We start from the raw sequence: 11,338 nt of genomic DNA, 5'->3' as shown, positions 1-11,338 counted from the left end.
TATGAGTAGAGTGTATCAGGAACGGGCTATCGATCGCCATTTTGCAGCATTTATCTGCCACCAGGCGACTGGCAGGGTAAGTGAGCTGTTCCGTCTTGTTGTATCCCTTGCCAGTAGCGCTGTCGGGCAGGGGAGCAGTTGCCTGAACCTTCAGGATATTGCGGAAGAGAGCATTGTAATTGAGAACAAGGAGTTTCGTCTTCCCCGACTTGATGCTCTGATGGAGCTTTTGAAGAGCGCTACTGTCGTCAGTTTTCCCGGCGGCCACTTTCGTCCTTTGGTGCTTGATGCTACCGGTCGCCTCTATCTCTACCGTTACTGGCATTATGAACAGGAGCTCCAAAGAACGATTCTTCGAAAAGCAGGAGCCGCTTTTGACAATATTGATGAAACCATACTGCTTGACGCTCTTGAACGACTTTTTCCGTCAAGTGGCAGGCGGGAAAGTGACCGTCAGAAGGATGCGACTGTTTTTGCCCTGCGCAGGCAGTTCTGTGTTCTTTCCGGCGCACCGGGAACAGGTAAAACTTCGACGGTTGTTCGCATTCTTGCTCTGCTGCGTGAGCAGAAGTGGGGGATGAAGCAGCGGATCGCCATGGCGGCTCCAACAGGGAAGGCAGCGGCAAGGCTGAAAACATCCATCAGTGATATCAAACGCACTCTTGACTGTTCAGATGAGGTGAAATCAGCAATTCCTGACGATGTTGTCACGATTCATCGCCTTCTCGGAACCATTTCGGGTTCCTCCCGCTTTCGCCATTCGGCAAGCAATCCTCTTCCTTTTGATACCGTTATCATTGACGAAGCCTCAATGGTTGCTCTGCCACTGATGAGTCTGCTGGTAACAGCACTCAAAGCTGACGCACGTCTTATTCTTCTTGGTGATCACAATCAGCTCGCATCGGTTGAAGCTGGTTCGGTGTTTGGAGATATTTGCAGTGCAGGATCAGATAACAATGCCTCACCACTAAGCAATTCGATGGTTTTGCTTGAAAAAAACTATCGTTTTCATCCTGGCAGTGGTATTGCTGAAATCAGTCGGGCCGTCAATGAAGGGCTGGAAAGGGAAGCTGTAAGCCTTCTGAAAAGGAGTAGGTCAAGCGGTGTCACCTGGCAGGAGTTGCCTGCACCTGAAGAGCTGCAACATGCTCTGGCAAACAAAGCAGTCGAAGGCTTTCACAGCTACCTTGATGCTGCATCGCCCGCTGAGGCGCTGGAGCGGTTTGACCGTTTCAGAATACTCTGTGCCCTTCGCGACGGCCCCTATGGGGTAAGTGGACTTAATCGAACAGTCGAAAACATCCTCGCCCGTAAGGCTCTTATCAGTCCGGCCAGCACCTTCTATCGCGGCCGTCCATTGATGATTACGGTCAACAACTATGCAATGCGTCTCTTTAATGGCGACACAGGCATACTTTTCCCCGATCCTGAAAATGGAGGTTCCCTAAGAGCCTTTTTTTTCGCTCCAGATGGCGAAATCCGCAGCATCGCACCGGAGCGGCTGCCTCAGCATGAAACCGCATTTGCCATAACCATTCACAAAAGTCAGGGCTCGGAGTTTGATCGCCTGCTGATGCTTCTGCCACCGATTGACAGTGAAATCCTCACAAGAGAACTTATATACACTGGTATTACAAGGGCAAAAGAGAGCGTTGAAATCTGGGCGAATGAAGAGGTTTTCTGTGCTGCGGTAAAAAAACAAACAAAAAGGAGCTCTGGTTTACATTTCTGAGAATAGATGCGCTGGAAAGAACTGAATTGATCGTCAGATGTTGTAGTGAGCAGGAATAGTCAGAGTGACATACGGTAAGGCAATCCTGTTCAGAACGTTTTTAAACAACAAAGTACGCTCGTTACAGAACAAAATCTTAACCAAGGAGAATCGCTATGAAAAAACAGATCTGGCTGGCTGCAGGAATTGCAGGAATGCTTCTCGGAAGCCCCGCTGCTCAAGCTGAAGTCAATGTACGTATAGGAGGAGACAGGCCACCCTCTTTTGTTCTTGATACCCGTCCAAATTTTATCAATGTTCCGAATCTTGGTTTCCACGTTTCAGCAGGAGGGCCTCAGGATATCATCCGCTACAATGGTCGCTATTACGTTAACCATAATAATCGCTGGTACATCTCTTCCAATTTTGGCGGCCCATGGGTCATTGTCAGAGAGGGCAGACTTCCAAGACAGATAAGACGCCATCGTTGGGAGGATATCAGAAGATACCGTGATGTTGAGTATCGTCGGCACGAAAGCAGACGCAACCATTACGACCACAACAGGGAGCGTGACCACAACCAATACCCGAATGACGGCGGAAGAAGAAACTGATTGCTTTGCAGTTGATTAAACAGAAAAAGGGAACTGAACTTTTTATTTCAGTTCCCTTCTTGTTTATACCTTTTCCGGAAGTTTTTTCCTGACTTGGACAATTAGTTCTCAGTATCTTCTGTCCCGTTCATAACGACGTTCATAACGACGTTCGTCACGAAGACGGTCAAGGCGACGAAGCCGACGTCTCTCCTCTGCACGCAATATCCGTCTTCGTTCTGCACGTTCCCAGCGTCTTCTTTCCTCTCGTTCCAACCGTCTCTCAATCCGTGCCCTGTCATACCTCCGATCATATCGGCGATCATCATAACCCCTCCGAGGCCCTCTCTCCTCAAAACGATCACCTCTGTATTCAGCCTGAATGGTTGACTGTGGCATTCCAAAAAGCATTCCGGCAATTCCTGCAATGAGCCAGATTTTTTTATGCATAATCAGTTCTCCTTTTAAAAATTAATCTCCCCGTATCTGATATGTACCATAAGGGGCGGGTTCTTTTCGTTATCGTCCTCTGCCGCCATCACGGCTTCCATCGCCCTGAGGCCCGCGTCCGCCATCACGGTCTCCATCACCCTGAGGCCCGCGTCCACCATCACGATTTCCATCTCCCTGAGGCCCGCGTCCACCGTCACGGTTTCCGTCACCCTGAGGCCCGCGTCCGCCATCACGGTTTCCATCGCCCTGAGGTCCGCGTCCACCGTCACGGTTTCCGTCACCCTGCAGACCAGGGCCACCATCGCGTCTATCATCGCGTCGGTCGTCACGTCGATCATCGCGTCGGTCGTCACGTCGATCATCGCGTCGATCATCACGACGGTCATCGCGTCGATCCCGTTCAATCCTGTAATGGCGATCATACCGTCTGTTCAGATCATCCCAGTATCTGCGGTCGTGCCGACGGTATTCCAGATCGCGATATCTCCAAATATCATTAAAACTATGCCTTCTAATCGCATAAGGGAGGTTGCGATCCCGGATTATGATCCACGGACCACGATAATCTGAAGAAAGATACCAGCCACCATTACGGTACATGTAATACCTGTCACCGTAATAAATGATATCATAAGGACCGCCGATGGAAACTGAAAAACCCCGATCCTGCAAATATAAAGTCAGGACGTGTATCGATAACAAAAGTTGGCCGGTCATCTCCAATGCCTATACGAACATCTCCAAGACGTATACCGATATCCGCCTGAACATCAGCCGGTGCATGAACACAAAGCAACCCCGCAATTCCGGCAGCCAGCCAGATCTGTTTTTTCATTGTCATTCTCCTTATCACGTTTAACATTTCATTGAAACGATGGCAACATTTTATTATCACTGTGAATTTAAAAAACTTTCAGCTTTTTGCTCAATATCCGGCAACATTGAACTCCTGATGTAGGAGTACTCTTTTTTGACGCACGAAAAACGAATCTCAATTGAACAATTTGCTACAATGCAGTCAGAAGTAATTTCGTTCAACCGTTGCGTACTATTTTTTTCAGGAAGAGTCTTAACACAGTAAAAGCGGACTTGTTCCTCTTCGTTATAGAAATAGCAAAACCGCAGAAAAGAGCACAAGAGATTTGTATATTTAAGGTTATTTGATCAATTCAGCCAACTCTTTTATCGCAAGCAACAGTATGATTCTTAAAACACTATGTTTAACAAGCTGCTTGCTCCCTGGTTTAAGGAGCTTCAATGAGTGATTTTCTGAACACTATTATCACAAAACCTGAAGGAAAAACGTTGGAATTCAGGCGGGATTGCGCATCACCGACGCTTCTGATGAAAACGCTTGTGGCCTTTGCCAACACAGCAGGAGGGCGTTTAGTTATCGGTGTGGGAGAGGACAGGCAAATTGTTGGCATGAAAGCTCCACTTGATGAAGAAGAGAGGCTTCGCAGTCTGATAACCGACGGTATTGCACCTCATCTGATACCCAATATAGAGCTCATCACCATACACGACACAACGCTTTTGGTTGTTGAAGTGTTTGTAAGCGCATTACGTCCACACTGGCTCAAAGCAGAAGGTCATGAACAGGGCGTTTATGTCCGGATTGGCAGATCCAATTATCAGGCTGATACCGCTTTGGTCGCTGAACTTGGCCGGTCGGCAGAAGGAATCTCATTTGACGAAATGCCCATACCAGAACTGAGTAAAGATGATCTTGATTTAGTTGCGATACAAAAATTTTTTGCCGGTGACTGGAAATTAGATGAGCAGGCATTGGTTACGATCAAACTGCTCACATCGTACCAACGACGACTTGTACCCACCAAAGGAGCCATTCTGCTCTTCGGTAAAGAGCGCATACTCCATTTTTCCGATGCATGGGTGCAATGTGGACGATTCACAGGAACCGACAAAGCTGTTATTTTTGACCATACAGATATATACGATCACCTGCCCGGAGCGGTTGAGAGCATCATGCAGTTTTTATATCGGCATATAAAAAAAGAGAGACCAATACCACTCACCATTTTGCGTGAAGCTGTCATTAATGCACTGATGCACGCCGACTACTCCCAACGTGGCGCACCAATCAGGATCGCCTTTTTTGATGACCGTATCGAAATTGAAAATCCCGGAACACTTCTCCCAGGTATGACCCTTGATACCATGAGGCAAGGCTCATCGAGAATCCGCAATCATGTTATTGCCCGAATTTTCCGCGAGCTGAATCTTACTGAACGCTGGGGCAGCGGCATAAGAGCCATTTTCAACGAAGCGACAGATTATGGATTGCCTGAACCACAGATTATGGAGATCGGTATGCGAGTACGAATGGTTATCTACTTCGCATCACCAGGTCAGAGCACAACAACCAAAGCACAAGACGAGCAGAGTCACACATTACCAAAAGCACAAGCACAACTTCTTGTGGAGGCACAAGGTGAACTCACAAGAAAAGCACAAGATGAGTGGGGGGGTGACAGGGTAATAAGGGCACAAGTCAGAGGGCATGTCGATCATGATATTATTGCGCTGTGTTCGGAAGCGCCATTGTCATCAGCAGAGATTGCTGCGGCTCTTGGGCACAAGCAGTTGAGCGGAAATCTGCGCAAAGCTCTGCCTCGATTAAGGGAAGCAGGGCTACTGGAGTATACTATTCCTGGAAGCCATAACAGTCGTATGCAAAAATACCGGCTAACAGCAAAAGGGGAAGCCGTTCATGCAGCAAGCTCCATTCCTGACAATTCAACAAAAGTACAAGTAGAAGAACAAGTTGACATTAGTGAAAAAACGCAAGGGCACAACTTGATTCGGGCACAAGGTATGCTTTTTTGTGAAGCACAAGATAACTCTCCAATTGAGGCACAAGTGCGTATCCGAATTCTTGCTGCCTGTTCAGTACAGACTCTTTCCTCGGCAGAGATCGCTGCGGCTCTGGGGCACAAGCAGTTGAGCGGGAATCTGCGTAAAGCTCTGCCTGATATGAGAGAGGCCGGACTGATTCAGTACACCATTCCGGAAAAACCAAACAGTCGATTACAAAAATACCGTTTAACCGACAAAGGCAGGGCGTTACTTCGTGCAGCACAGGAGCAAAAATCATGAAAACGTAAGAAGTATGTGACAGAGTGACGAAGCAGAGATGCAATGGTTATTTATACGTTTCTTATATATATTGGATACTATAATGGTTTGGAGTCATATAGAGAAAACCTGTATCCATGACCGATCACAGCAAGAAAGAAGAGAATGGCCATTCAGAACGCAAGCAGACTCCTGAGTCGTTCATTGATCGTGAATCGTGCCATAGGGATCTTATTGATTACATGCACAATGGTTATGCCTATTGCAAGGTAATTTATGAGGAGGGTCACCCGGTAGATTTTATCCATATAGAGGTTAATGCCAGTTATGAAACACTGACGGGCTTGACGCAGGTTACCGGGCGACGAGCTACAGAGGTTTTTCCCGGTATTGAAAAATCACATCCCGAATTTATTGAAAGACAGGCTGGTGTTGCCGAGAGCGGGATCACGGATCGGTTTGAACTGTATATGGAAACGTTGGCGTTATGGCTTGATATCTCCGTCTATAGTCCCGAAAAAGGATACTTCGTATCGATAATCGATAACATAACAGAGCGAAAAGAGGCCGAAGCGACGATACTGCGAAATGAAGTCCGTTTCCGAAAACTCTTTGAAAGCCATTCAGCCATCAAATTGCTTCTTGATCCAGTTACTGGCACTATTATTGATGCCAACTTTGCTGCTGCCGAGTTTTATGGATGGTCGATTGAAGAGCTTCGCCGTATGCGTATACAGGAAATCAATCCGAGCTCAGATCAAGAGGTCATAACGAATCCGGAAGGTATCAGTACATCGAAACAAAACCTTTTGTTATGTCAGCATCTCAAGGCTGATGGTTCTTTGTGCGATGTTGAGGTATTCAGCAACAAGGTTGAAATTGAGGGGAAAGAGCTTCTTTACGCAATTATCCATGACATCACTGAACGCAAGCAGGCAGAAAAGGCTTTGCTTCAGAGTGAAACGCGATTCAGAAAACTCTTTCAAGGCCATTCTGCTATCATGATCGTCATCGATCCGGTTACAGGCCGCATCGTTGATGCCAATCAGGCGGCTGCGGATTTTTATGGGTGGACAATCAAGCAGCTCCGACGGATGTGCATACAGGAAATCAATACGCTCCCTTCTGAAGTGGTGAAAGAGGAGATGGAGAACAGCGTAACATCGAAAAAAAATTACTTTTTATTTCGTCATTTGAGGGCTGACGGCTCTTTTCGTGATGTGGAAGTGTTCAGTAACAAGGTTGAAATTGCAGGGAGCATTCTCCTCTATTCCATTATTCATGACGTTACCGAGCGGATGCGTTATGAATTTCTCATTACGTTCCGCCTTCGTACCCTCCAAATGGCAGAAACCTCTTCGGTGGAAGTGTTGCTACAAATGACATTGGATGAGGCCGAACGGATGACGCAAAGTTCTATCGGGTTTGTTTTTTTTGTCTCGAAAGACCAGATGTCACTTTCACTGCGAGCCTGTTCAACCAACTCCTTTCAGAATATGTCGCTGGCGGATGGAATGGGTGGGCAGTATCCTTTGGAAAAGGCTGGGGTATGGGCGGATGCTTTACGGGAACGGAGATCGGTAATTCATAATGATTATTCAGCGCTCAAGCATCTCAAAGGAATGCCAAAGGGCCATCATGAAGTTACACGCGAACTGGTTGTACCAGTCATTCGTGACGACAGGGTTGTTGCAATCATGGGAATTGGAAATAAACCGGGGGATTATGACGAGAACGATGTTAACTGGTTAAATATCCTTGCAAATCAGACCTGGGACATTATTGCAAAAAAAATCGCCGAAGAAGAACGCGAAAAGATGCTCTATCAGCTTCGGCACTCCCAGAAAATGGAGATGGTCGGTCAGCTTGCTGCAGGCATTGCCCACGAAATCAACAACCCGCTGAATTTTATCACGATAAATTTTGCAAATATCAAGGAAATCACTTCCGATTTACAATCTATTCTCAAAGAGTATCAAAACCTTACCAGCAAACTTGAGAATGGCACCTTTTCTGACCGTGACCTGCAGCAGTTGCGCCAAAAAGAGGTAGAACTTGCTCTTGATACGCTGGTCAATGATATCCCGGAGATTCTTCATGAATCACAACGTGGTTTTGAGCGTATTACCACGATTATCAATGGCATGAGGAACTTGTCGCACCGTTACGCGGCTGACAAAAAGATTCTTTTCGATATCAATAAAGGAGTCATTGATACGCTCACCATTACAAGTCATGAACACAGTGTATGCGCCGACATCACCACTGAGTTTGGGGAGTTGCCGCTTGTTGAGTGTAATCCGGAGGAAATCAAGCAGGTATTGCTCAACCTGATTCTCAACGCTGTCCATGCCATCAAGTCACAACAGCGAAATGCAAAGGGCACAATCGCTCTGCATACCTGGTTCGACAGCAACAATGTCTACTGTTCAATTACTGATAACGGACCCGGCATACCGGAAGCAATTCGAAACGATATTTTTAACCCGTTTTTTACCACCAGAAGCTCCGAAAAATGTACGGGGCTTGGGTTAAGCATTGCCTATGATATTATTGTAACGAAACATAAAGGGACTATTTCTGTTACGTTTCCTGACGGTGCTACGGTATTTACCATATCGTTACCACGGCAAATACCCTGAAAAACAGCATCATTCCGGCACCGTCCATGCGGCGGTCTCAGCCGGAAAGAATCGGGCACAATGGGAGAGCAACCAGCATGGCTGACCGAAGAGCGATAATTTATACATTCGAATCAAGCCAAATAATAGTAAATTGCATGGTTATCCATACTCTCCCATAATTTTAACGCTCAACATCACCATGGGAACCACAACCACAAAAGTTGATCTGGTCAATGTTATTGCCCACAGAACAGGTCTGACAAAAAACGAAACGGAATCTGTGGTTAACTCTTTGTTTGAAAGCATCATTGATTCTCTGAAAGCCGGAAAACGAATAGAGATCAGGGGATTTGGCTCGTTCAATATTCGCCACAAAAATCTTCGCCAGGCAAGGAACCCAAGAACAGGGGAAAAGGTGACCGTTGAACCAAAAAATGTCCCGGCATTCAAAATCTCCAAAGAGTTCAAGCTTGCCGTGAGTGAAAGCCTAAAATCTGATGACGAATAATAGTTCGTCGTCTCACCAAAGCATTTCTCACAACACTATTTCTGGCGGCCCCTTGACTGAACGGCTCTCTGGTTCGGTTGAGCGGGTCACCTTTCACAGCGAAGAGTCCGGCTTCTGCATCCTGCGGACAAAGGTAAAAGGGCGTCGTGACCTGGTCACTGTTGTTGGTTCGGCAGCTTCCATTACTCCCGGTGAATATGTCGAATGCCTTGGAAACTGGCAAAATGACCGTACCTATGGATTGCAGTTCAGGGCAACCCGGTTGACTGTTGTGCCGCCAAGCACCCTGGAAGGAATCGAAAAATACCTTGGCTCCGGCATGGTCAAGGGAATTGGCCCACACTTTGCCAAAGCATTGGTCTACGCCTTTAAAGAGGAGGTCTTTACCGTTATTGAGGAAGAACCGGAGCGTATGCTTGAGCTTCCCGGTATTGGCCAGAAAAGGATGACAAAGGTGGCTGCTGCCTGGGCAGACCAGAAGGTGATCAGAGAGATCATGGTCTTTCTTCAGTCGCACGGACTCGGAACTGGCCGCGCGGTCAGGATCTTCAAGACCTACGGCAACGAGTCGATTATCAAGGTGACCGAAAATCCCTATCGCCTTGCCCTCGACATCCACGGCATAGGTTTCACGACTGCCGACACTCTTGCCATGCAGCTTGGCATTGCGCCCGACTCCCTTATTCGTGCGCAAGCAGGCGTTCGACATATCCTGCAAGAGATCTCCGGAAACGGCCATTGTGCAGCCCCATGGGAGGTGCTTGTAGCTGAAGCGGCCAAACTGCTTGAAATTACACCGACGATCATCGAAACAGCGATCAATGCAGAAGTTGCTGCAGAAAACCTTGTCCGTGAAGAGATAAACGGCACTCCCGCACTCTTTCTGACACCCCTTTACCGGGCCGAAATCGGCACTGCAACCCATATCCAGAGGCTGCTCCGTGGAGAGCTGCCCTGGGGATCGATTGACACCGACAAGGCAATTCCCTGGGTAGAAGGGAAGAGCGGACTTACCCTCTCCGACTCACAACAGCGAGCCATCAGCCTTGCCCTTTCAAACAAGGCTGTGATCATTACCGGTGGACCGGGGGTAGGAAAAACAACCCTCGTCAACAGCATTCTGCTCATACTTCAGGCAAAAAAGCTTACCGTTACCCTCTGCGCACCAACCGGAAGGGCGGCCAAACGACTCTCCGAATCAACCGCTCTTGAAGCCAAAACCATTCACCGCCTGCTGGAGTTCGATCCCCAGTCATTCGGATTCAAACGCAACCGCGACAACCCGCTCGAAACCGACCTCGTCGTGATCGACGAAGCCTCCATGGTTGACATCGTACTCATGAACCGCCTCCTCGCCGCCATTCCCGACAAAGCCGCCCTGATGCTGGTTGGAGATGTCGACCAGCTTCCATCCGTTGGCCCGGGCGCTGTACTTGCCGACCTTATCCGCTCCGGCAGCATACCCGTAATCAGCCTGACCGAAATATTCCGCCAAGCCGCATCCTCACGTATCATCATCAATGCCCACCGGATCAATCGCGGAGAGATACCGCTCAACCTTGAGGGCCCCGGCCTCTCCGACTTCTACTTTATCCCTGCCTCATCTCCCGAAGAGATCTACAACAAACTCATCCAGCTCATCACCGAGCGCATACCGAAACGGTTCGGCCTCCATTCGGTGAAGGAGGTTCAGGTGCTGACTCCGATGAACAGGGGAGGGCTCGGTGCCCGTGCACTTAATGTTGAACTGCAACGAGCGCTCAACGACAAAGCTGAACCGAAAATAACCCGATTCGGCACAATCTTTGCTCCCGGTGACAAGGTGATCCAGACCGTCAACAACTACGACAAAGAGGTCTTCAACGGCGACATTGGCCAGATCCTCAAAATTGACACCGAAGAGAGCATCCTGCTGGTCGACTACGATGGCCGGGAGGTAGAATATGAGTTTGGCGAACTCGATGAAGTTTCACTTGCCTATGCAACGAGTATCCACAAAAGCCAGGGATCAGAATACCCGGCAGTCATCATCCCCCTTGCCATGCAGCACTACACCCTGCTGGAGCGGAATTTGATCTACACCGCCGTTACCCGTGGCAAAAAGCTGGTCATCATCATCGGAGAACCCAAAGCCCTCGGCATAGCCGTCAAGACCCAGAAATCAAACAGCAGGGTAACAAATTTGACAGCACGGATTGCCTGACAATGTGCGCACCTCTCTTTTGGCGCTTCTTGTTTTGAGGTATTACCGCATTATGTTTATCGTGGAAAATATGGTGTCAACAAAGTATGGATTGGGAGGTGACTTCGGCTTAAAGCTCAATTTTTTGAAATTGTTGCCAATGGCGAG

At 48.0% G+C, this 11,338-nt stretch carries 9 protein-coding genes; 6 read left to right on the top strand and 3 right to left on the bottom strand.

Features of this window, described 5'->3' with window-relative positions:
- Window position 1: 1 nt before the first annotated feature.
- Window positions 2-1,732 carry an exodeoxyribonuclease V subunit alpha gene (recD, locus tag AC56AD_RS07240; protein ID WP_012508177.1) on the top strand — a complete coding sequence of 577 codons (1,731 nt, stop codon included), beginning with the start codon at window positions 2-4 and terminating at the stop codon, window positions 1,730-1,732.
- Between the two features lie 155 nt (window positions 1,733-1,887).
- Window positions 1,888-2,325 carry a YXWGXW repeat-containing protein gene (locus AC56AD_RS07235; protein WP_012508176.1) on the top strand — a complete coding sequence of 146 codons (438 nt, stop codon included), beginning with the start codon at window positions 1,888-1,890 and terminating at the stop codon, window positions 2,323-2,325.
- 108 nt (window positions 2,326-2,433) lie between these two features.
- Here the strand turns inward: AC56AD_RS07235 and AC56AD_RS07230 are convergent, their stop codons facing one another.
- From AC56AD_RS07230 to AC56AD_RS07220, 3 genes are all read right to left on the bottom strand, one after another.
- A complete protein-coding gene (locus AC56AD_RS07230) occupies window positions 2,434-2,754 on the bottom strand; it encodes a hypothetical protein (RefSeq protein ID WP_012508175.1) in 321 nt (106 codons plus the stop codon).
- A gap of 14 nt (window positions 2,755-2,768) precedes the next feature.
- Window positions 2,769-3,179 carry a hypothetical protein gene (locus tag AC56AD_RS07225; RefSeq protein ID WP_190274039.1) on the bottom strand — a complete coding sequence of 137 codons (411 nt, stop codon included), beginning with the start codon at window positions 3,177-3,179 and terminating at the stop codon, window positions 2,769-2,771.
- 206 nt (window positions 3,180-3,385) lie between these two features.
- Window positions 3,386-3,592: a hypothetical protein gene (locus AC56AD_RS07220; RefSeq protein ID WP_190274038.1), complete on the bottom strand. Its 207-nt coding sequence runs from the start codon at window positions 3,590-3,592 to the stop codon at window positions 3,386-3,388.
- Window positions 3,593-4,014: 422 nt separating this feature from the next.
- On the opposite strand from AC56AD_RS07220, the gene AC56AD_RS07215 reads away from it, so the two are divergent.
- The 4 genes from AC56AD_RS07215 to recD2 all read left to right on the top strand — a co-directional run bounded on the left by AC56AD_RS07215 (window position 4,015) and on the right by recD2 (window position 11,191).
- Window positions 4,015-5,877, top strand: coding sequence for an ATP-binding protein (locus tag AC56AD_RS07215; RefSeq protein ID WP_012508174.1), 1,863 nt, complete (start codon window positions 4,015-4,017; stop codon window positions 5,875-5,877).
- Window positions 5,878-5,993: 116 nt separating this feature from the next.
- Window positions 5,994-8,498 (top strand): PAS domain S-box protein, encoded by a 2,505-nt coding sequence (locus AC56AD_RS07210; RefSeq protein WP_012508173.1) that lies wholly within the window; start codon window positions 5,994-5,996, stop codon window positions 8,496-8,498.
- Window positions 8,499-8,679: 181 nt separating this feature from the next.
- Window positions 8,680-8,988: an HU family DNA-binding protein gene (locus AC56AD_RS07205; RefSeq protein ID WP_012508172.1), complete on the top strand. Its 309-nt coding sequence runs from the start codon at window positions 8,680-8,682 to the stop codon at window positions 8,986-8,988.
- Window positions 8,978-11,191, top strand: coding sequence for an SF1B family DNA helicase RecD2 (gene recD2, locus AC56AD_RS07200; protein WP_012508171.1), 2,214 nt, complete (start codon window positions 8,978-8,980; stop codon window positions 11,189-11,191). Before AC56AD_RS07205 ends, recD2 begins: the two co-directional genes overlap by 11 nt.
- Window positions 11,192-11,338: the final 147 nt, after the last annotated feature.

It is taken from the genome of Pelodictyon clathratiforme (genome assembly GCF_982375515.1).
This window is presented reverse-complemented; position numbering and strand designations above follow the sequence as displayed.

Coding starts and splice junctions, on each gene's coding strand:
- AC56AD_RS07225 (WP_190274039.1), bottom strand. CDS start 3,179: ATGATCGCCATTACAGGATTGAACGGGATCGACGCGATGACCGTCGTG.
- AC56AD_RS07220 (WP_190274038.1), bottom strand. CDS start 3,592: ATGAAAAAACAGATCTGGCTGGCTGCCGGAATTGCGGGGTTGCTTTGT.
- AC56AD_RS07210 (WP_012508173.1), top strand. CDS start 5,994: ATGACCGATCACAGCAAGAAAGAAGAGAATGGCCATTCAGAACGCAAG.
- AC56AD_RS07215 (WP_012508174.1), top strand. CDS start 4,015: ATGAGTGATTTTCTGAACACTATTATCACAAAACCTGAAGGAAAAACG.
- AC56AD_RS07230 (WP_012508175.1), bottom strand. CDS start 2,754: ATGCATAAAAAAATCTGGCTCATTGCAGGAATTGCCGGAATGCTTTTT.
- AC56AD_RS07235 (WP_012508176.1), top strand. CDS start 1,888: ATGAAAAAACAGATCTGGCTGGCTGCAGGAATTGCAGGAATGCTTCTC.
- AC56AD_RS07205 (WP_012508172.1), top strand. CDS start 8,680: ATGGGAACCACAACCACAAAAGTTGATCTGGTCAATGTTATTGCCCAC.
- recD2 (WP_012508171.1), top strand. CDS start 8,978: ATGACGAATAATAGTTCGTCGTCTCACCAAAGCATTTCTCACAACACT.
- recD (WP_012508177.1), top strand. CDS start 2: ATGAGTAGAGTGTATCAGGAACGGGCTATCGATCGCCATTTTGCAGCA.